The sequence below is a fragment of the Nocardia sp. NPDC051030 genome (genome assembly GCF_040683015.1).
Classification (GTDB): domain Bacteria; phylum Actinomycetota; class Actinomycetes; order Mycobacteriales; family Mycobacteriaceae; genus Nocardia.
In genome coordinates, this window is the sequence record NZ_JBFBCD010000012.1 from 281,661 (window position 1) to 302,612 (window position 20,952).

General features: G+C 65.9%; 13 protein-coding genes, 1 tRNA gene, 1 pseudogene and 1 riboswitch. Of the genes and pseudogenes, 10 read left to right on the top strand and 5 right to left on the bottom strand.

Annotated features, from left to right (window positions below):
* The first annotated feature begins 308 nt into the window (after positions 1 to 308).
* Positions 309 to 6,533: an amino acid adenylation domain-containing protein gene (locus tag AB0N05_RS35370; protein ID WP_364702411.1), complete on the top strand. Its 6,225-nt coding sequence runs from the start codon at positions 309 to 311 to the stop codon at positions 6,531 to 6,533.
* 971 nt (positions 6,534 to 7,504) lie between these two features.
* Here the strand turns inward: AB0N05_RS35370 and AB0N05_RS35375 are convergent.
* A tRNA-Pro gene (locus AB0N05_RS35375) sits at positions 7,505 to 7,578 on the bottom strand.
* A 436-nt stretch (positions 7,579 to 8,014) separates the two neighbouring features.
* Between AB0N05_RS35375 and AB0N05_RS35380 the strand changes: the two genes are divergently transcribed.
* Together AB0N05_RS35380 and dinB are read left to right on the top strand one after the other, a co-directional pair.
* Positions 8,015 to 8,458 (top strand): hypothetical protein, encoded by a 444-nt coding sequence (locus AB0N05_RS35380; protein WP_364702415.1) that lies wholly within the window; start codon positions 8,015 to 8,017, stop codon positions 8,456 to 8,458.
* 74 nt (positions 8,459 to 8,532) lie between these two features.
* Positions 8,533 to 9,758: pseudogene (gene dinB / locus AB0N05_RS35385) on the top strand (DNA polymerase IV).
* Here the strand turns inward: dinB and AB0N05_RS35390 are convergent.
* Positions 9,711 to 10,730, bottom strand: coding sequence for a glycosyltransferase (locus AB0N05_RS35390; RefSeq protein WP_364702418.1), 1,020 nt, complete (start codon positions 10,728 to 10,730; stop codon positions 9,711 to 9,713). The pseudogene dinB and the gene AB0N05_RS35390 sit on opposite strands and share 48 nt — an antisense overlap.
* Positions 10,731 to 10,957: 227 nt before the next feature.
* Here AB0N05_RS35390 and AB0N05_RS35395 point away from each other — a divergent pair, with 227 nt between their 5' ends.
* A complete protein-coding gene (locus AB0N05_RS35395) occupies positions 10,958 to 11,590 on the top strand; it encodes a helix-turn-helix domain-containing protein (protein WP_364702421.1) in 633 nt (210 codons plus the stop codon).
* Positions 11,591 to 11,681: 91 nt separating this feature from the next.
* Here the strand turns inward: AB0N05_RS35395 and AB0N05_RS35400 are convergent, their stop codons facing one another.
* Positions 11,682 to 12,407, bottom strand: coding sequence for a hypothetical protein (locus AB0N05_RS35400; RefSeq protein ID WP_364702424.1), 726 nt, complete (start codon positions 12,405 to 12,407; stop codon positions 11,682 to 11,684).
* Positions 12,389 to 12,826: a hypothetical protein gene (locus tag AB0N05_RS35405; protein WP_364702427.1), complete on the bottom strand. Its 438-nt coding sequence runs from the start codon at positions 12,824 to 12,826 to the stop codon at positions 12,389 to 12,391. The genes AB0N05_RS35400 and AB0N05_RS35405 overlap by 19 nt, the downstream gene beginning before the upstream one ends.
* A gap of 255 nt (positions 12,827 to 13,081) precedes the next feature.
* Here AB0N05_RS35405 and AB0N05_RS35410 point away from each other — a divergent pair, with 255 nt between their 5' ends.
* The 5 genes from AB0N05_RS35410 to AB0N05_RS35430 all read left to right on the top strand — a co-directional run bounded on the left by AB0N05_RS35410 (position 13,082) and on the right by AB0N05_RS35430 (position 19,202).
* Positions 13,082 to 14,134 carry an alpha/beta fold hydrolase gene (locus tag AB0N05_RS35410; RefSeq protein WP_364702429.1) on the top strand — a complete coding sequence of 351 codons (1,053 nt, stop codon included), beginning with the start codon at positions 13,082 to 13,084 and terminating at the stop codon, positions 14,132 to 14,134.
* 124 nt (positions 14,135 to 14,258) lie between these two features.
* A complete protein-coding gene (locus tag AB0N05_RS35415) occupies positions 14,259 to 16,451 on the top strand; it encodes an MMPL family transporter (protein ID WP_364702431.1) in 2,193 nt (730 codons plus the stop codon).
* Positions 16,452 to 16,544: 93 nt separating this feature from the next.
* Positions 16,545 to 17,780 (top strand): sensor histidine kinase, encoded by a 1,236-nt coding sequence (locus tag AB0N05_RS35420; protein ID WP_364702433.1) that lies wholly within the window; start codon positions 16,545 to 16,547, stop codon positions 17,778 to 17,780.
* Positions 17,777 to 18,469, top strand: a complete 693-nt coding sequence (locus AB0N05_RS35425) for a response regulator transcription factor (RefSeq protein WP_364702436.1) — start codon at positions 17,777 to 17,779, stop codon at positions 18,467 to 18,469. Before AB0N05_RS35420 ends, AB0N05_RS35425 begins: the two co-directional genes overlap by 4 nt.
* Positions 18,470 to 18,551: 82 nt before the next feature.
* Positions 18,552 to 18,640: riboswitch (glycine riboswitch) on the top strand.
* 172 nt (positions 18,641 to 18,812) lie between these two features.
* Positions 18,813 to 19,202 (top strand): glycine cleavage system H protein, encoded by a 390-nt coding sequence (locus tag AB0N05_RS35430; RefSeq protein ID WP_364702439.1) that lies wholly within the window; start codon positions 18,813 to 18,815, stop codon positions 19,200 to 19,202.
* Here the strand turns inward: AB0N05_RS35430 and AB0N05_RS35435 are convergent, their stop codons facing one another.
* Positions 19,203 to 19,853: a TetR family transcriptional regulator gene (locus AB0N05_RS35435; RefSeq protein ID WP_364702442.1), complete on the bottom strand. Its 651-nt coding sequence runs from the start codon at positions 19,851 to 19,853 to the stop codon at positions 19,203 to 19,205.
* A gap of 146 nt (positions 19,854 to 19,999) precedes the next feature.
* On the opposite strand from AB0N05_RS35435, the gene AB0N05_RS35440 reads away from it, so the two are divergent.
* Complete coding sequence (locus tag AB0N05_RS35440; RefSeq protein ID WP_364702445.1) at positions 20,000 to 20,947, top strand: oxygenase MpaB family protein; 948 nt, start codon at positions 20,000 to 20,002, stop codon at positions 20,945 to 20,947.
* Positions 20,948 to 20,952 lie beyond the last annotated feature (5 nt).

Consider the following 20,952-nt stretch of genomic DNA (forward strand, 5'->3'; position numbering starts at 1 on the left):
GCATGGGTCACTTTCGAAAACAACGCTGCGATACGCGCGGCGAGTGTGATTGAGGAAACAGTGGCGAGATTCTGATCAGCTGGGATCGGTGATCACCCGTCGGGAGTTCGGTTGCGCTTCATGGCAATTAGTGAAGCGCTAGAGCCTGCCATAGGCAAGACGCTGACGACCTCAAAAATGATGCCACGGTCCGACCGTCGGATTCGTCACATATGCACAACCAAATCCCGGGCCCCGCCATTCAACCGAAAAATGTCGATCATTACGATCACGGCTGCTCGTCGATTGAGAAGAATGAGGGTGTCGGGGTGGTTGGGAACGGGTTCATCGGCGATATCGCGCAGGAACCGATTGCGGTGGTCGCCATGAGCTGTCGTCTCGCCGGGGGGGTCGATTCGATCGAGCGCATGTGGCAAGTCATGGCGTCCGGTGGCGACACCTCGTCGCCGCTTCCCACCGACCGCGGCTGGGACCTGGACCGGCTCTGCGATGACTCTCGTGAGGGCGGCAGCGCCACCCGATTCGGCCACTTCCTGCACAACGCAGCGGACTTCGATGCGGGATTCTTCGGGATCAGCCCCCGCGAAGCCGTTGCCATGGACCCCCAGCAACGGCTATTGCTCGAGACGTCGTGGGAGGCGCTCGAACGTGCGAGCATCGACCCCGGGTCGCTACGCGGGACCCGCACCGGCGTGTACTTCGGTCTGGTGCAGGCCGAATACGGGCCGCGGATGGGTGACATGGACCGAACCAAGGGCTACCAGGACACCGGAACCGCAGCCAGCATGGCGTCGGGTCGCGTGTCCTACGTGCTGGGGTTGCGTGGCCCATCGCTGACGATCGACACCGCGTGCTCGTCTTCGCTGGTGGCGGTTCACACCGCGATGAAGGCCCTGCGCAACGGTGAATGCTCACTCGCGCTGGCCGGTGGCGCAACGGTACACAGCTCCACCAGCTTGCTCGTGGCGTTCTCACTGCTCGGGGTGTTGTCCACCGATGGCCGCACGCGACCGTTCGCTCAGGACTCCGACGGATTCGGGTTGGGCGAGGGCGCCGGCGTAGTGCTGTTGGAGCGCCTCTCGGACGCACATCGCAACGGCCACACCGTTTTGGCAGTGCTTGCCGGCAGCGCACTCGTGAGCGACGGCGACTCGACGGGCCTGACGGTGCCCGCGCAGGACGCGCAGTGCGAAGCCATCGACAATGCACTCGCTGACGCAAATCTGAGCCCAGCCGCCATCGATGTCGTGGAGGCGCACGGTACCGGCACGCGCGTCGGCGACCCGATCGAGGTGGCTGCGCTGCAGGACATCTACGGTGCCTCACGCACGGCAGAGCGACCTTTGTGGATCGGGTCATGCAAATCCAATTTCGGTCACACGCAGGCCGCTGCCGGTGTGGTCGGCCTGATCAAAATGGTGGAGTCGATCCGGCGCGGTCTCGTGCCGGCGACCGCGCACCATCGGGTGCCGGCGGCTCATATCGACTGGACCGCGGGCACGGTCCGCGTCGTCGACGAACTGACGCTATGGCCCCACTCCCCCGGCGCTCCGCGGCGCGGCGCCGTCTCGGCCAACGGGCTGAGCGGCATGAACTGCCACATCGTGGTCGAACAGGCCCCTACCACCGATGACTCCCCTGCACCTCGCCTGGTTCCCGCCCTGCCGGTGACGCCCATGGTGGTGACCGCCCGCAGCAGGGCCGCACTCACGGCCCGTGCGGCCCAACTGGTGCAGCTGCTGCAATGCCGCCCGCATCTGGCACCGGTCGACCTCGCGTATTCACTGGTTGAGGGTCCGGCCATGTTCCCCCATCGCGCGGTGGTCCTGGGCAGTGACCGGTCCGAGCTCCTGACCGCGCTGGCCGACATCGCTGGCGAGCAACCGGCGCCGCAGCGCGGAGGCTCGGATTCGGGTGTGGTCTTCGTCTTTCCGGGGCAGGGATCCCAATGGATCGGGATGGCGGCCGAATTACTCGACACCGCGCCGGTTTTCGCCGACGTAACACGGATGTGTTCGGACGCATTCTCTGAGTTCCTCGACTGGTCAGTCCTGGACGTCTTGCGGGGTGACCCGACCGCGCCGGCACCGGAACGTGCGGACGTCGTACAGCCGGTGCTGTTCACCGTGATGGTGGCCTTGGCACGACTCTGGGAGTCGCTGGGCGTCCGCCCCGCCGCGGTGATCGGACACTCCCAGGGTGAAATCGCCGCCGCGCACATCGCCGGTGGCCTGTCATTGCGCACGGCGGCCCAGCTGGTCGCCACCCGCAGCACAATCATCGCTGAGGCGGCGATCGCCGGCGGCATGGTTGCGGTGCCGTTACCTGCCAATCTCGCCATTGACCTCATTGACGAGGCAATGTCGGTAGCGTGTGTCAACGGCCCGAACAGCTGCGTGCTGTCAGGCACTGATCGGGCAGTGAAAACCCTTCTGGCGCACTGCAAGACAGAGGGCATCGACGCTCGTAAGGTCCCCGTTTCGTGGGCATCGCACTCACCGCTGGTCGAGCCGCTGCGCCCGGCCATCACGAAAGCTCTCGCCGACATCGACACCACTTCATCGCCGATCACGTTCTTCTCCACCGTGATCGGCGGGCCGCTGGACACCGCGGAGTTGGACGCCGAGTACTGGTATCGGAATCTGCGGTACCCGGTGCGCTTCGAGCAGGCGGTGCGCGCCGCCCACCATGCGGGGTTCCGCACGTTCCTGGAGATCAGCGCCCACCCGACGCTGTCGGTGGGGTTGCACGACACCCTCGACGCCGCGGCGAATCCCCGCGATCGATCGGCGGGGGTGACGGTGGTGGGCACGCTGCGCCGCGGTGATGGCGGTTGGCGGCGGATGCTCACCTCCGCCGGCCAGCTGTTCAGTGTTGGAGTCCCAGTGCAGTGGAGCGCCTTGTTCGAGGGGATCGACGCGCGCCGAGTCGCGCTGCCGACCTACCCATTCCAACGGCGGCGGTTCTGGATGATGCCCGACGAAGGAGTCGCCGCCAGGCCGACCCCGGTCTCCGAACATCAGGAACCTCTCGCCGTGCGGCCCACGACAAGCACACCTGCAGCGTGTGCCGACGACGACCCGCAACCGCCTCATACACAGACGACCGTGAACCCCATGGCACCGGTTAGCGAAGTGTCACCGACCAGTTCAGCCTCATCCGTGGACACCGTGTGCGCCGCCCTCGCGAGCGTGCTGGGGTACGCCGATCCCGAGATGGTCGAGGCAACAGCGACATTCAGACAGCTGGGACTGGACTCCCTTGGCGCACTGGAACTGCGACACAAGCTCGCCGCCATAACCGGCGTCACCCTCAGTGTGGCCGATCTAGTCGAGCATCCGACACCGCAGGCGTTGTCATTGCACCTGACCATGCGGCACAGCTCTGCAACAGCCGAACCCGATACCGCCGTGCGGGTCGATCAAGGACAGGCCGGCCGGTGGCCGTTGACTCCGTATCAGGCCGACTTCGTCATTACCGGCACCCGATATCCGACGGTCCCGGTTGTGCAAGCCGCGTACTGCTTCCGGCTGCCCGGTGCGACCGATACCGGACGCCTTGCCGACGTGATTCTGGCTCTGCACCACCGCCACGACGCATTGCGAGTACGGATCGACCTCGACGGCGGGAAGTTCACCCAACGGCTCACCAACGCGCCCACCGACATCGCGTCCGTCGACTTCCGCGGCGAACCCGAGCCCGAGAACGCCTTCCGTCGCTGGGCGGACACGATTACACACACGGTGCTTCCCAGCGATGGACCTCTCATCGAGTTCACCATCGCACGCGACAACGATGAGTCCTCGATCGTGTACTGCCGCTTCCATCATGCGGTCGCCGACGGCTGGTCGATGATCGTGATAGCCCGTGACATCACCAACGCCTACTTCGGGTCTGCCGCCGTAGAATCAGCGTCCAGCTTCTTGGACACTATCGAGTCGTATCGCACTTACCGTGACTCCAGCGCCTGGGCTCGCGACCGCGACACACTCGTCACCCGCTTCCGCGACCTGTCCCCCGCGCTGTTCGACCGCACACCGGTCTCGAGCACACCCAGGCTGCGGCGACGCAGCCTGCACTTCGACCGTGCCGCGGTCGACCGATGCCGTGAGAAGGGCTCACTGTTCTCGACGGTGCTGGCCGCATTAGGTGTCCAGTTGCGTCGCTTACACGGCAACGGTGACGTCGTCGTGGGTATCACCCTGCTCAACCGCGAAACCCCGGCCGAATTGGAGATGGTCGGCGACCTCACCAATATCCTGCCCATCCACATCCCGGACGCCGATGGCATGAACTTGACGGACCTCGTAGAGGCGCAGGTCCGTGATGTGCAAGGCAGGCAGCGATTCCCCTACGGCGACCTGGTGCATGAGCTGCGCGCAGAGACTGGAACCACTCCCAATCTGTTCGACGTGTGGCTGAGCTACAACAAGGTTCCCGACAACACCCACACCACGGCATTGCACCGCGAGGTCACGCTGCTGTCGTCCGGGTACGCACTGCACGCGGTGTCGATCGTCGTGACCGAGTATGCCCACGACGGCACTCTCGACGTCGAAATCTTCGCCGCCGCCGATGTTTTCGACGACGACCTACTCGACACCCACATCCACGGCATACGTGACACCCTCACCGCGCGGCACCCCCACCAGCGCGTCGAGAACCAGTCCGGCGAAATCGCCGCCCTCCCCGACCTTTTCGCCGCCGCAACGGCGAAGCATCCGGACGACATCGCCCTGCGCTGGACCGACAGCGACGGAAACCCCCTGTACTTGACACGACGCGACTTCGCCGACCGGGTCGCAAGTCTGGCCGGGCACCTCGTCGAACGCGGAGTCCAGGCAGAGGAATTCGTGCCGATCATGTTGCCGCGCTCCCCCGAGCTGCTTATCGCCATCCATGCTGTCATGGCCGCAGGCGGCGCGTACGTACCCATCGCCGCCGACACCCCGCCCCCACGCACCCGTAATCTGCTGACCCACTGCAGCGCCCGATTCCTCATCAGCGACTCCACCGCCCAGGATCTCGGTGTCGAGGTCCTGAGTCCCGAGGCACACCTCCCGCAGGCGGGTCAGGCCGCCGTGGACGGCAGGCAGCTGGCATACATGATCTACACCTCCGGCTCGACCGGCGTGCCCAAGGGCGTCATGGTCGAACACCGGTCCGTTGTCAACATGCTCGCCGCGATGCAGCACCGATACCGACTGCACCGCAACGACATCGTGCTACACAAGACAACCCACAGCTTCGACTTGTCCGTGTGGGAGCTCATGTGGTGGGCCTACGCCGGAGCCCAACTCGCCCTGCTGCCCGACGGCGCCCAATCCGACCCCCGCAAGATCATCGACTCCATCGACCGACACGGGGTCACCGTCATCACCTTCGTGCCGTCGATGTTCGGCGCATTCCTCGACGAACTTACCCACCAGCCCGCCTCCATCACCCGGATAAGCACGCTGCGACTGATCCTGTGCATCGGAGAGACGCTGCCACCCGCCATGGTCCGCCGCTTCGGTGAGGTGTTCGCCGCAGCCGGACTCGATCACGTCGTCCTGTCGAACCTCTACGGCCCCACCGAGGCGACAGTTAACGTGACCCACTTCGACATGACCGTCGCCGATGCTCGCACCATCGACACCGTGCCGATCGGCGTCGCGTTGGACAACGTCGTCCTCACGGTCCGCGATGCCGACGACCGCCCCGTGGACATGGGCGAACCCGGTGAGCTGTACATCGGCGGGGCCTGCTTGTCCCGCGGCTACCACCAGAACGCCGATCTCAACGCCCGGGCCTTCGTCGCCGATTCCACCATGCCCGAGGGCCGCCGCTACCGCACCGGCGACCTCGCACGATTCCGCGAGGACGGCAACCTCGAATACCTCGGCCGCCTGGACAGCCAGGTCAAGGTCCGCGGCAACCTCGTCAATCTCAACGAGATCACCGACCACCTCACCAGCTGCCCTGGAGTCAACAGTGGACTCGTCCTGGACGAGCTCAACGCCAACGGCTCCACCATGCTCGTCGCCTACTACACCGGCCAAGCCAGCGACCGCGACATCAACTCGTTCCTCCACGAACATCTACCACGCGCAGCGGTTCCCTCGGAATACGTACGCCTGGAATCGATCCCGCTTACCCGCAACGAGAAGGTGGACCGCGCAGCCCTTCGTGAGCCGCGAAAGCAATCCATCACTGCGCTCGATGCCCCCACACTCATCCACCACGATCTCGAACGTCTGATCACACAGGCATGGATCGATGTACTCGGCGGACCGACCCCACATCCCGACGACAACTTCTTCACTGTCGGAGGCGATTCACTGCTCGCTCTCGAATTCCGCGCAGCCATCGAATATCGCGGCCTCGCACTGGATATCGGCGACCTGTTCGATAACCCGACAGTACGAGAACTGGTCCACGTCGTCACCACAACCCGCGGACCTGCCTCCGAATCCTCCGCACTGCCACTACCACCGCGCGGGAGCACACGCGTCAAAGACGACCCCCTACTCAGTCACGGGGTGCACCGGTAAACACCTCATAACCGTATGCCAGGGCGGCAGGTCAGCGGGTACATTGCGCCACATGCTGCCGTTGTCGGCGACGTAGAAGATGCAATCGCATGGCCTGGCGGCGGCAGTACTCCTCCGGGCGGCCGCCGACCCCGCGAGCACACCAGCCACGGCAGCAAGCGGTGCGATCACCGCTCATTGGGCGTCGTGGTGTCGGAAGGTGTAGCGCGGCGCGCGCACCGGATGACCGATGCCGTGCCCGAAACGGCAGGCCACACACCCCCATCCGTTCTCAGCGATATAGGTATGGAAGCGACAGAACGGCGTACAACGACAATGGCGGGATCCTTTTGGAACCGAAGGACTTTGACAATCCTGTGCTACTAGCTAGCGCATGAACACCAACAGCCTGGCTGTGAGTAGGGAAAGTGTGTCAAGGTCCCTGATTGCGCACGCATCTCAGCGTAAATGTCAAGTTCCTCGATGCTCGGTGACATGACGGACCGCCTGCGGATGTCGCATAACTCGTCCCACATTCAGCCCACCCAATGACGGAACTACCCGCCGACATGTCCACACCCCAACCCCTCAGGCTGATCGTGATCGAGAACTCACCTGATCAAGCAAGGGGCAGCCCAGCTGTAGCACGTTCAGGGGGACATGAGCCTGGAAGATCCGGACAAATCCCCGGCTCATGTCCCCCTCAACGACAAGAGCTGCCGGTGTTGGTCGCAGTTGTGTGCGGTTGCTGGAAGTGATGGCGCGATGGCAGTTATTGCGGTGCTGCCAGTTTGGGGATTCATGGCAGGTGGGGCCGTGTCCGACGAGCGGGCGGTGTCGGTGAGCGAGGTGGATACCCGAACACCGCGGCGTTCCAGAAGGGCGGCGATCTTCTCTCGCTGCACCTCGCGGCCACCAAATGGCCGCCATCTCCGATTGATCAAATGAGAAGAAAACCCTCCCCGACCAGGTCGGAGAGGGTTTTCTATATGTCGGGCTGACAGGATTTGAACCTGCGACCACTTGACCCCCAGTCAAGTGCGCTACCAAGCTGCGCCACAGCCCGTGGCATTCGCTCTCGCTCGTGCTCGACGAGATTACCCCACTACCCCCCTGTAGAACCAAATCGCCTGTTCTTGGGCGTGTGGAGAGCTTGTTCGGGTGGCAGCACGGGCCGGCCCACAGAGGGGGACGGCTAGCTGCCGCCTGAAGCCATCGAGCAGGCGCGTGACCTCGAAACTGATGTGACATAGCGAATCTCACGGTCCAGACTGGTCGGATAGTGGGCGAGGACAGATTTGGGGGGTGCGGTGAGTGTCTATCTTTCCGCCTGTATTGCGGATTGGGAGTGTCTGGCCGAGGAGTTGCGGCGGGTGCAGCCTGGTTCTGTCGGGTGTTTGCCTTGGTATGACCCGGATTCCGATTTGGGTCGAGACGACACGTGGGGGTGGCATCGGGATGGGTGGGCTGCCGCTTATCGGTTTCGGATTCGTGGTGATCCTATGTACAAGCCGCACGATCAGTTTCAGCGGATTTGGGAAGCGCTGGTCGAATACCGCGACGGGTGGGACGAATGGATTGGCGACGAGCTTGTCTGGGATAACGGGCTGATCGGTGATGCGGATGCCTTCATTCGGGGCGTTTTCATCGGGAGAACGATCGAGGTCGATTCGGAGGAGGCGGCTCGATGGGAAGCCTGTAGTGAAATCATCGCGGCCAATGCCTGGCTGGTGCGTTCGCCGGTTCATGTCCGTGCACTGGCGCGGACTTGGGGGCGGTTGTCCGGGCGGGTCGGGGAGCTGAGGCCGTACGTCGAGCTGTTTTTCCGCAAGGACTACCGCTATGTCGCGGATTTCGACGACTTCGAGGTGATGTTGCGTAGTTGGGGCGATGTTGTCGACCAGGCGGATCGACGCGGCTGGGGTCTCACCATCGAATTCTGCTAGGCCGCCGCGCCCACCTCGCGGAGGAATCCGACACTCCGATGGCCCTCGTAACAAACCATTGGGTATGCGAACATATGTTCGTGTCAACGTCCGGTGAGAGTAGTGGAGAACGCCCTGAACGGGCGGCGATTCTGCATGCTGACCTGGACTCTTTCTATGCTTCGGTCGAGCAGCGGGACGATCCTCGGTTGCGAGGGAAGCCGGTGATTGTCGGGGGCGGCGTCGTGCTGGCAGCCAGTTATGAGGCGAAGGCGTTCGGGGTGCGGACGCCTATGAACGGCCGGCAGGCGTTGCGATTGTGTCCGCACGCGATCGTCGTGCCACCGCGGATGTCGGCCTACGCGCAGGCGAGTAAGGCGGTGTTCGAGATCTTCCGGGATACCACGCCCGAGGTGGAGGGGATTTCGATTGACGAGGCGTTCCTGGATGTGAGCGGGCTGTGGCGGATTTCGGGGAATCCGGTGGAGATTGCGCAGAGACTGCGAGCCCGGGTGCGGGATGAGGTGGGCTGCCGATTTCGGTGGGGGTGGCGCGGACGAAGTTCTTGGCGAAGGTGGCCAGTGCGGTATCGAAACCGGATGGGCTGCTGGAGGTTCCGCCGGATCGGGAGTTGGAGTTTTTGCATCCGTTGCCGGTGGAGCGACTTTGGGGCGTGGGAGAAGTTACGGCTCGGGAGTTGCGGGAGCGCGGCATTACGCGGGTTGGGCAGTTAGCGGAGTTGGGGGAAGGGCCCCTCGCTGCTGCGTTGGGACCGGCCGCGGGGCGGCATTTGCATGCGCTGTCGTGGGCCCGGGATCCGCGGCGGGTGGAGACGGGCAAGCGGCGGCGATCGATCGGGGCGCAGCGGGCGCTGGGGCGGCGGTATCGCGGGGATGAGGAGATCGAGGCGTATCTGCATGGGCTGGCCGATCGGCTGGGGCATCGGCTGCGGGCCGCCGGGCGGGTATGCCGAACGGTGGTGTTGCGCTTGCGGTTCGATGATTTCGCCCGGGCCACCCGGTCGCACACGCTGGTCGAGGCCACCGACAGCAGCGCGGCCGTGCTTCAGGCCGCGCGCACGCTACTGAGCGTCGCGCTGCCGACCATTCACGAGCGCGGGCTGACCCTCATCGGGCTGTCGCTGACCAATCTCGATGACGCCGACACCATGCAGCTGTCACTGCCGTTGGAACCGCGCGCGGAATCCACCCTCGATTCGACCCTCGACGCACTGCGCGACCGGTTCGGCGCGGGTGCGGTGACGCGTGCGGCCCTACTCGGCCGCGGTGAGGGGATGTCGGTCCCCATGCTCCCCGACTGAGCCGAGAATTCGTTCGACCGCCGCGACCGGCGAGGGCATGACGGAGATCTCGGAGCGAATGCGCTCGGCGGCCGCACGGTAGGAGGCGTCGGACAGGACGGTATCGACCGACTCGCGAACCGCGGCGGGAGTGACCTGGTCGGGCGTGAGGACTCGCGCGACACCGGCGGTGCGACAGGCGGCGGCGGTGGGAAACTGATCGGCTCCACGGGGTGAGAGCACCAATGGCAATCCATGGGAGAGCGCTGCGAGGGTGGTGCCCGCACCGGCGTGGCAGACCACTGCGGCACAGCGTGGCAGCAGTGCGGCCAGCGACACCCACTGGGTGACATGGATATTGGATGGTTGTGGACCGAGGGCCGCCGGGTTCGTCTCGGTGCCGACGGTGACCAGGACATCGACGCCGGAATCCGCGAGCCCCTCGAGCAGCGGCCCGAATGCGGTGGGCTGGTTGAAGATCGGGACAGTCCCGAGGGACAGATACACCAGCGGACGCTCGCCGCGCGGGAACAACCACACCGGCAGCGGATCACGAGGAGTGCCGGCCACAGCGGGCCGGATCGGCTGCGCCACACCGAAAGCGGGGCCGAGGTCCGGTTGCAGGCTGGCGGGGATCGGGTCGAGGTAGCCGCGCCGATACAACCCCGCGTGTGTGTCGGCCTCCACCCCCATCGAATCCCAAAGCGGCGCAACCCATTGCGCCATTGCCGCCACCAGTTCGTCTTCCAGCAGCAATCCGGTGCCGTAGGTGATCGAGGGGATGCCGCGCACTGCGGCCACAATCGGTGCGGCCAGATCCACCGGGGCGTGCACGATAAGGTCCGGCTCGAACTCCTCGGCCACGGCCAGAAGGTCGGGGAGCTTTTCCGGGGCCATGACCTTGCTGAACATGACCGCGCCGACGCGCCACGGTTGCGTTCCCGCCGCGAATTCCGGCAGCGCGAAAGCCTTCGCCGCCCGACGGAGGCACATCGGGACCGGCGGCAATCACCGGCAGCCCGGACTGACGCACACGCGGAATCAATTGCGGCGCAGTCGCAACCAGCACCTGGTGGTCTTGCGAGACCAGCGCCCTGGCCAGTGGGACAACGGGGGCGAACACGCCCTCCATCGGCGTCGTAGAGATGAGTACACGCATTTCGCCGGTCCTCCCCTATCTATAGCCAACTATATAGTGAACTATAGCTATGCTGACTGGCATGTCAACCGCAGCCAATCGCGGCGGCCGCCGACTGGCGACCCGCCGCCGAGTCGCCGAATCCGCCGCGACGCTCTTCGCCGAACGCGGGTACGCCGGCACCACCTTGCAGGCCATCGCCGATGCGGCGGGCGTCCACGTGCAGACCATCTACCAGGCATTCGGCACGAAAGTGGCGGTGCTCGCCGAGACCGCGGCCGTCCTGGTCGCCGGACCGGACGAGGAGGCTTCGACGCCGCCGCCGGACCGGCGCTGGGTGCGCGAACTGTTCGCCGAACCCGATCCAGCACGCCAGCTGGCCATGTATGCCACGCATATGCGCACCGTGTCCGAGCGCTACATGGGCCTGCTGGACATTATGCGAGTCACCGCCGCGGTCGATCCCGAGGTCGGCTCTTTCCTCGCCGCGGCCGAACAGGGCAGATACGAAGGTCCCAGCCACATCACCCCGGAGCTGGCCGCCAAGGGCGCACTGAAACCCGGCCTGTCCGCCGATCGTGCGGCCGACATCATGTACGCCCTCACCAGCTACGACGTCTACCGCTCACTCATGGTCGACAGGGGTTGGTCCGGGACCGACACCGAAGCATGGATCACGGAAACCCTTGTCGCATCGCTACTTTCGAAGTCATGAAGTCGCGTGAGAGTGTTCCGGCGGCACCTCCGGCCTACATCCGGACGCCGGAATCCCCAGCGCCGAGACGATTTTCGCGCGTTGTCCGGGACTACCCCACCGCGATCCCGGCCCGCGCCGAGGGCCGCCGCGCCAAGTGATCGAGTAGCCCGGAGGCGGTGTAGCACACGAGAGCCATGCCCGCGACCAGTGTCGCGTAGGGCGGGTCGGCGTAGGGGTGCCCGAGATGACGCAGCGCGGCCCCCAGGTGCATGAGCCCGAGCCCGACCGCCGCGGCCGATCCGAGGGCCATCGGAATCAATGCGGTGCGAACTCGTGCGGGCAGGTCACGCGCCAGCGCCACCGACGCGCACACGGCCAGGCCCGAAAGTGTCAGAGCGGTCGCGGATACAACGCCGTACCAGGAGGCCGCGCCGCCGAGTTCGGAGATGGATCGGGCGGGGATCCGGCTGGCATCGCTGACCTGCCAGAGGGTTACCAGCGCGAGCATCACGGCCACCGTCCCGGCGATGAGCCAGGGAACGAGACGGTCGAACATCCAGGCGCGCGCCACCCGCGCGCCCATGTACCCGGCGATCACCATGGCGAGCAGATCACCGGTGAGGTTCGCCCAGTTCGCGAGGTGTAGGAACGCCGGACTGTGCTCGTCCGGCCATCGGCTGTCCAGCAGGCGGGGATGGTGGGCGATGGCAGCGGCGACGATCAGCAGCAGCGTGACCGTCAACGGGCGTGTGCCGGGATCGCGACGCCATCGACCGAATCGCAGCACGATCACCGCGACCGCGGCCGCCAAGACGGCTAGGTATCCGAAGTCCACCCCAGTAGCCTTTCGCCGAGCCCGTCTCGACGGGATTTCTTCGAGGTCCCGGCCGCCTCCGCGTGGGCGCGCCGCTGTATCTCCGCCGCCATGGCGGCCATGAGTTCACCCAGCTCGGCAAGGCTCATATCGGCGACGGCGGTGCGGTCGATGCCTCTGGTCGCTTCTTCCTCGGTGAGCAGACCCGCTACGGCGAGCGCGCGTTTGGGGTCAGCTCCGTGTGCACGCGCGAACGCCACGACCGCCTCCGGATGCGGGAGAGCGGGCCGGGCCTCGTCGCGATCCCGTAGCGCCAGCTGCGACGCCGCGGTCATATCCGAGCGGTCGATCCGCCTGCCGATCTCGCGGATGCTGGCACCGCCGCTGATGGCAGCCACCCAGTCCCGCCACCGCCGCAACCGCGCTTCATCCCAGGGCACGGCAGCCATCATGCCAAATCTTCTTGGCGTCCAAGCAGCCAGGGTATCGGGACTTACCTGGCCAGAATGGCCATCGAGCTGGGATTCCGGAGCGCTTAGACCTTTCTTAGTTTTGCACTATGCAATGACTTTGTTGCACCATTCGTCTGCTCATGATTCAGCGAATGCGGCGATCACACAGCAACGTCGCCCGGTCAGCCCACAGCCTCACACGATCAGAATTGCTTGCTGGGCACCACCTTTGGAAGGAAGTGCATGCGTTCGACGAACTCCCGACGACGTTCACGACTGGGAGTCGGCGGGGCCCTGCTCACGCTGGCGGTCGGAGTCTCGGCCGTCTGCGGCCCGGCCGTAGCGGAGCCGCTCCCCGTACAGACCTCCGATCCGACCTCCGAGAGTCCCGCGGATATCGCCCGATCGAGCGGTTCCGGTTCCGGTAGCTCCGGTAGCGACGGCCCGGACGGCAGCACCGCTCCCCCGGGATCCAACGACTGGTCGTGCACCCCGAACGCCGAGCACCCGGAACCCGTTGTCCTCGTGCACGGCACCTGGGGGAATCAGAACGCCTGGGACGTCCTCGCACCACAGCTGAAAGCCCGTGGCTACTGCGTGTTCTCGCTCAACTACGGCAAGGACACCTCCAGCCTCATGGGCGCGAAGCGCGGCTCCTACGGCAATGGCGATATTCGCCAGTCCGCCAAGGAGCTCGCCGCGTTCGTCGACCAGGTTCTCAACGCCACCAAGGCGAGCCGGGTCGACATCGTCGCGCACTCCCAGGGCGGCCCGATGACCCGTCAGTATCTGCGATTCGAGGGGGGCGTGAGTCGCGTCGATCCGTCGCGGAACAAGGTGCGCAAGCTGATCACCCTCGGCGCGACCAACCACGGCACCACGATGGACGGGCTCGGCGCACTCGCCAGCGGCAGTTCCTCCGGCTCGGCAGGCAGTTCCTCCGGCTCGGGCAGTTCCTCAGGCTCCGCGGGCGGCCCGGTCGCCCGGGTCGTCGGCCTGGCGTCGGTGCAGCAACTGGTCGGCAGCGATTTCATCACCCGGTTGAACGCGGACGGCGACACCGATGCCGGCATCGACTACACGGTGGTCGCCACCCACGCGGACAAGATCTCGACACCGCCGCAGGCGACCTTCCTCGAAGCCGGACCGGGCGCTTCGGTCCGCAACCTCTGGGTGCAAGACCTTTGCCCCACCGACACTTTCGAGCACGGCAAACTTCCACAGTCACCGACGGTCGGCTTCATCGTGCAGTCGGCGCTGGATCCCTCCTACCCCGGGCCGGTGTGCAACGGCTGACCCGAAGCGGGCGGCAAGAGTTCGGATCCAGTACGTCGCACGGCCGGGTACTGCATCCGCAGTACGCACGACGGCCGGTTCCCGGACGATGCCGACTACGAACGCCGCAAACGATCATGGCGGCATGGCGAAATTCCTGTACCGGCTCGGCCGGTTCTCATTCGAGAAGCGGCGGATTGTCTTGCTGCTGTGGCTGGGGGTATCGGCGGCGTTCGTCGTGGGCGCGATGCGTGCGCCGACGGCCGCGCCGGATCAGTTCTCGATCCCGGGGACCGAATCCCAGCAGGCCTTCGATCTGCTCGGGCAGCGGTTCCCCGATACCAAATCCGATGGGGCACAAGCCCGGATCGTGTTCGTGGCCCCCAATGGCGAGCAGATCACCTCCCAGAACAACCGGGCCGCGGTCGAGGATATCGTCGCGCAGGTGGCGGGCGGCACGCAGGTGAAGGGCGTGCTCGACCCGTTCCAGACCGGCGCGGTGAGTAAGAACGGCACCACCGCCTACGCGACCGTGAGTTACGGGGCGACGCCAGATAACCTCACCGATGCCAGCAAGACCGCGCTCACCGACGCGACCGAGACCGGCAAGACCTCCGGCATCACGGTGGAGATCGGCGGGTCGGCCCTGCAGGCCAAGCCCGAAATGGGCGGGGCCACAGAGATTATCGGCATCGCCGTCGCGGCCATCGTGCTGATGATCACCTTCGGTGCGTTCGCGGCGGCCGGTCTGCCCCTGCTCACCGCGCTGATCGGGCTCGGTGTCGGCGTGGCCGCGATCGTGGCGGTCGGTATGTCCACCACGACCACGACGCTCGCCATGATGCTGGGGCTCGCGGTGGGCATCGACTACGCACTGTTCATCGTCTCCCGATTCCGGGCCGAACGCCGCGAGGGCTACGGGCCGGAGGAGGCGGCCGGACGAGCCGTCGGAACGGCCGGTTCGGCGGTCGTGTTCGCCGGGCTCACCGTCGTGATCGCGCTGGCGGGGCTGGCCGTGGTCGGCATTCCGGTGCTCACCAAGATGGGCCTGGCCGCCGCGGGCACCGTCGCCGTCGCCGTCCTGATCGCACTGACGCTGTTGCCCGCGTTCCTCGGGTTCTTCCAGCGTGCGGTCATGCCGCGCGCATTCCGAAAGAGCGAGCGCGCCAACGAGATTCCGGACCCGACGCCGCTCAAGCCCAATATGGGCACCCGCTGGGCCCAGTTCGTGGTCCGCCGGCCGCTCGCCGTTCTTCTGCTGGGCCTGATCGGCATGGGTGCGCTCGCCTTGCCGGTGCGCAGTCTCGAACTCGGTATGCCCAGCGATGAATCGCAACCCACCTCGACCACGCAGCGCCGCGCCTACGATGCGCTCGCCGCGGGTTTCGGCCCCGGTTTCAACGGTCCGCTCACCATCGCCGTCGATGCGAAGGGCGTCCCCGATCCGAAGGCCGTGGTGGATCAAGCCGCCAAGACCTTGGCCGCCACCAAGGGCGTGGTGTCGGTATCACCCGCGATCTTCAACCCCGCCGATGACACCGCCATGCTGACCGTCATCCCCGCCACCGGTCCGGCCTCGACCGAGACCAAGGATCTGGTGCAGACCCTGCGCGGTGAGGCGAGCGGCCTGCACGATTCGACCGGTGCGACCATGCTGGTCACGGGTACCACCGCGGTGAATATCGACCTGTCGCAGAAGATGGCCGACGCGCTGCTGCCCTACCTCGCGGTGGTGGTCGGGCTGGCGATCCTGTTGCTGATGATCGTGTTCCGCTCCATCGCCGTGCCGATCAAGGCGGCGCTAGGCTTCCTGCTCTCGGTGGGCGCGGCCTTCGGTGTGATCGTCGCGGTCTTCCAGTGGGGCTGGCTCGCGGGCCTGCTCGGCGTGGAACAGACCGGGCCGATCGTCTCGATGATGCCGATCTTCCTGATCGGCGTGGTGTTCGGGCTCGCCATGGATTACGAGGTCTTCCTGGTCACCCGCATGCGCGAGGCCTACGCGCACGGCGAGAGCGCCCACGACGCCATTGTCACCGGATTCCGGCACAGCGCCCGAGTGGTGGTGGCCGCGGCGGCCATCATGATCGCGGTGTTCGCCGGGTTCATCGGCGGCGGCGAATCGATGATCAAGATGATGGGTCTGGGACTCGCGGCGGCCGTGTTCTTCGACGCCTTCATCGTCCGAATGACCCTGGTCCCAGCGGTTCTCGCGCTGCTCGGCGATAAGGCGTGGTGGCTGCCGAAGTGGTTGCAGAAGGTGCTGCCGAATGTGGATGTGGAGGGCGAGAGCCTGAACAAGAAGGAACCGGCGAAGGAGCTCGAACCTGTGCTCGTCTGAGTCGAATTCCACCGGTAGGCCGTCCACGATGGACGGCCTACCGGGCGCTCGAGGTTCCGCCGATTAGGGTCGCAGGCACAAGGAGGTGCGCGCATGACTGCCGAATGGTCGCAATGGCCGAGACGCCACAGCCGGGCCGTCGATGTGGTGACCTCCGTCCTGTTGTGTGTCGGGGCCACCTATGCGAGCACCCTGATCGATCACGGCGGACGACAAGGGCCGGAGGTTGCCCGGGCACCCTCGCTCGCGGTCTTTGTCCTCTCGGCGATCGCGTCGATCGCCCTGCTCAGGCGGCGGCAGTATCCGCGCGCGGTGCTGGCGGTGACCACGGCGTGCGGTGTCGTCATCACCGCCTTGGGATTCGACCTGTCGATTCTCACCGCGGGGGCCGCCCTGATCTCGGTCTGGTCGGTGGGGCTGTGGTCCAGCGATCTGCGCACGGCCAAACTCGCCCCGCTGGTGTGCGGCGGCCCCCTTTTGATCGCCTCGTTCTTCCACGGACTCATGCCATTGCTGACCGGAGGACGGATCAGTGCCATCGCGGGTGTCCTGGTGGCGGGGGCGCTGGCCGAGGCGGGTCGCAATCGTCGCGATTATCTGTCGGCGCTGCATGCGCGCGCCGAGCTGGCTGAACGCACCCGTGAGGAAGAGGCCCGGCAACGGGTCGGCGAGGAACGACTCCGGATCGCGCGCGAGCTGCACGATATCGTCGCCCACCATATGGCCCTCGCGCATGCCCAAGCCTCCACCGCCGCATACCTTTTGCGCAGTCAGCCGGATCAGGCGCAAGAGATGCTGGATCAGCTGGCAGGCACCACCTCCGCGGCGCTGCGCGAACTCAAGGCGACGGTCGGCCTACTGCGGGAAGACGATTCGGACGCACCGCTCGAACCGACACCGGGCCTTGCCCAATTGCCCGAGCTGCTGGCCTCTTTCGAGCGGACCGGGCTCACCATCTCGCTGTCGATCACCGGGGTGCCGCGGCCGCTCTCGCCCGGCGCGGATCTGACGGCCTACCGGATCATCCAGGAGGCGCTCACCAATGTCACCAAGCATGCCGATACCCCGGCGGCCACGGTCCGGCTCGTCTACTCCCGGATCCTGCTGACCGTCAGCGTGAGCGATGATGGCGGCAGCTCGGCCGAATCCGTTCGCGGCGAACCGGATTCGGTGAGCCAGGGCTACGGCCTCATCGGCATGAACGAGCGGGCCGTCTCGGTCGGCGGTCACCTGCACGCCGGGCGCAGGCCCGACGGCGGGTTCGAGGTCACCACCGAACTACCCCTGGAACCACCGAACAACCTTGACAGCGAGGACAAGACACGATGACCATCCGCGTCCTGCTGGCCGATGACCAGGCCCTCCTGGCGGGCACCTTCCGACTGCTGATCGACTCCGCCGAGGATATGGAAGTGGTCGGTATCGCCGGAAATGGCCGGGAGGCAGTCGAATTGACCCGGGCCACCAAACCGGATGTGGTGGTCATGGATATCCGCATGCCCGGCGTCGACGGACTCACCGCGACCAAGGAAATCTGTAGTGACGAGGCCCTGCACGAGACCCGCGTCCTCATCCTCACCACCTTCGAGCTCGATGAGTATGTGGCGCAAGCACTCCGCGCCGGTGCCAGCGGATTTCTCGGCAAGGATGTCGGCCCCGAAGAACTCCTCCGCTCCATCCGCGCGGTAGCAGCGGGTGACGCCCTGCTCTCCCCCGCCGCGACCCGCACCCTCATCGCCCGCTACCTCGCCCGGCCCGAAAGCCATATCAGCGCAGCCGAATCCCTCGAGATCCTCACCGCGCGAGAACGCGAAGTCCTCGCCATGGTCGCCGAGGGCCTCTCCAATGAGCAGATCGCCGAAAAGATGTATGTCAGTCCCCTGACCACCCGCACTCACGTCCAGCGGGCCATGTCGAAACTGGGCGTCCAGAATCGCGCGCAGCTGGTGGTGATCGCCTTCCAATCCGGTTTGGTGCGAGTGGAACCGCCGCGGCCGGACAGCCCTCGCAAACACTGAGAGAGCATGCGCGCCTTGCGCAGGCGGAAAGACAAACCCGGGGTGTCGGTGTACTGTCCTGCATCACAACTGAAGACGCCGTTGACCTGCTGTGGGAGAGCCTTTTCGGAGGCGCCGTAGGAGCAAGTTCCTCCCCGGGAATCTCTCAGGCCCCTGTACCGCAGCATCGAGGCAACTCTGGAGAAAGGGTCTTGTGGACCCTTACCGAAGGTGAACAGCTGTTTCCGTAATGCGGTGCAGCCCAATCTCTCAGGTTTCAGGACAGAGCGGGGAGGTGCATCTGCCGATGTCCGGAGTGGTCCGGGCGGAGCGACCGCGTTCCCTGAAAAAACGGAGTCACCGCATGTCTGAGTTTCCCGCCGATCGCAGTTACACCGTGGAGCACGAGTGGGTGATGATCGCGCCCGGGTCGCCGCTGCCGGATGAGACGGTGCGGGTCGGCATCACTTCGGTGGCCGTCGAGGCGCTCGGGGATCTCGTGTTTCTCGAGCTGCCGCAGGTCGGGTCGACCATTGTGGCCGGTGAGGTGTGTGGCGAGGTCGAATCGACGAAGACGGTGTCCGAGCTGTTCCCGCCGGTCAGTGGGCGAGTGACGCTGGTGAATGCCGCGGTGGTCGAGGACCCGAGCCTGGTCACCTCGGACCCTTACGGGGAGGGCTGGTTGTTCGCCGTGTACCCGTCCGCGGCCGGGGAATTGCTCACCGCCACACAGTATGCGGAGAAGAACGCCTGATCACGCCTCGCTCGGCTGGGCCATGAGAAGCCCGACGATCGACTGTACGAAGGCTTCGATGCGTTCGCGCGGATAGGTGTCCGGATCGCCGACCGCCAGGCGCGCCAGCATTTCCGCGATGGTGAGCAGCGAGTTGGTCAGCAGGGCGGAATCCATTCGCGCCCAACGGTCGTCGATGGCCAGGCCCATGCGGACGAGGGCGTCGGCCTGGTCGAAGATGCCCTCGCGGGAGCTGCGAATGGCCTCGCGGTATTCGTCGGGGGCGCTGCCGGGTCCGGCCAGAATGAGCCGCCAGCGGGTCGGATTCTCCAGGGCGACAGCGACGAAGGCCTCGACCGTGGCGGAGGCGGCAACCACGGGATCCGCGCCGAGGAGGTCGGCGGGGAGGGTGTCGGCGACCTGTTCGAGGGCCCGCTCGCGTTCGCGGTCCAGCAGCGCCTCGACCAGATCGGCGCGGGTCTTGAAGACGGTGTAGAGCACCGGTTTGCCGACCTCGGCCTCCTGCGCGACCGCCTCCATGCTGAGTTCGTGCAATTCCACGCGCCCCAGCACGGCGAAGGCCGCGTCGAGAAGCTGGGCACGGCGCTGTTCAGCGGGTAGTCGGGCGGCATAGCGGCGACGCGGGCGGTCTGTGGATCGAGATGTGCTCACTGCCGGTTCGCCTCCATTGCGCCCATCTTGCCAGCTCGTGCACCGGATCGGTGCAGACACCCTCACGAAAGCAACACAACCGTTGTATTCGAATCGGACAATTGCTACGGTGGCGTTGTATTCATCGGGACCGTACAGGAGCCGCCATGACCTTCGATCCGACCACCCTTCGCCGCGAGGATTACGGCTTCTTCGGCCCGGACTCGCCGAGCTGGAAGATCTGGACCGCGCCGACCGCCGTGATCGGGTTCCAGCGGGCCGTCGCCTTGGAGTTCTTCGACCCGTTCCTCACCGCCTCGGTCTCCGACACCGGCAAGATCTACTCCGATCCCCGGCACCGGCTCGATATGACCTTCGCCTACTTCCTGATCGTCGCGATCGGCGACACCCGCACCGCCATCGAAGCCTCCGAGCACCTGATGGAACTGCACGCCAAGTCGACCGGCATCGAGCCGATCAGCGGCCAGCGCTACAGCCCCAATAACCCCGAGACCCAGCTGTGGATCCACGTCACCGGCTGGCATTCGGTCCTCAAGGCCTACGAGATGTTCGGCCCCGGCCCGCTCAGCCCGGAAGAGGAGGCGCGCTACTGGCAGGAGTGCGTCATCGCCGCCGAACTCCAAACGTGCAAGCCCGAAGACGTCCCCGCCACCCGCGACGGCGTCCGCGAGTACTACGCGAAAGTCCGTGCGCGCCTGTGCACTTCCGAGCGCGCCCAGGCCGGGATACACCAAATGCTCTTCACCTCACCGCGACACGGAGCGGGCTGGATCTACGCCCTCGGCGCGCGACTGCTGTCCTTCGCATCCATTGCGACACTGCCGAAGTGGATGCGCAAGCTCGGCCAGTTCGACCGCCCCGGCATCATCGACCTGCTGGTCCGCCCCGCCGGTCGAATCCTGGTCTGGCTCTTCACCTTGTTCAATAAGAAGGGCCTGATCCTGGCCGCCCCGATCATCGCGCCCATGGCGGGTCAGATCCTCGAACAGCACCTCGCGGCCGGTGTCCCCACCCGCCCGGAAACCCTCTCCCCCACCGAAGCCCGCGCCCTCTACGGAACCCGCAACCGCCGGGCCGTCCCCACCGCCAGCTGACCGAC

Excerpts from the sequence above, each read along its gene's own strand:
- AB0N05_RS35380 (WP_364702415.1), top strand. The coding sequence starts at position 8,015 with ATGTACAAGCCGCACGATCAGTTTCAGCGGATTTGGGAAGCGCTGGTC.
- AB0N05_RS35390 (WP_364702418.1), bottom strand. The coding sequence starts at position 10,730 with ATGTGCCTCCGTCGGGCGGCGAAGGCTTTCGCGCTGCCGGAATTCGCG.
- AB0N05_RS35395 (WP_364702421.1), top strand. The coding sequence starts at position 10,958 with ATGTCAACCGCAGCCAATCGCGGCGGCCGCCGACTGGCGACCCGCCGC.
- AB0N05_RS35410 (WP_364702429.1), top strand. The coding sequence starts at position 13,082 with ATGCGTTCGACGAACTCCCGACGACGTTCACGACTGGGAGTCGGCGGG.
- AB0N05_RS35415 (WP_364702431.1), top strand. The coding sequence starts at position 14,259 with ATGGCGAAATTCCTGTACCGGCTCGGCCGGTTCTCATTCGAGAAGCGG.
- AB0N05_RS35420 (WP_364702433.1), top strand. The coding sequence starts at position 16,545 with ATGACTGCCGAATGGTCGCAATGGCCGAGACGCCACAGCCGGGCCGTC.
- AB0N05_RS35425 (WP_364702436.1), top strand. The coding sequence starts at position 17,777 with ATGACCATCCGCGTCCTGCTGGCCGATGACCAGGCCCTCCTGGCGGGC.
- AB0N05_RS35430 (WP_364702439.1), top strand. The coding sequence starts at position 18,813 with ATGTCTGAGTTTCCCGCCGATCGCAGTTACACCGTGGAGCACGAGTGG.
- AB0N05_RS35440 (WP_364702445.1), top strand. The coding sequence starts at position 20,000 with ATGACCTTCGATCCGACCACCCTTCGCCGCGAGGATTACGGCTTCTTC.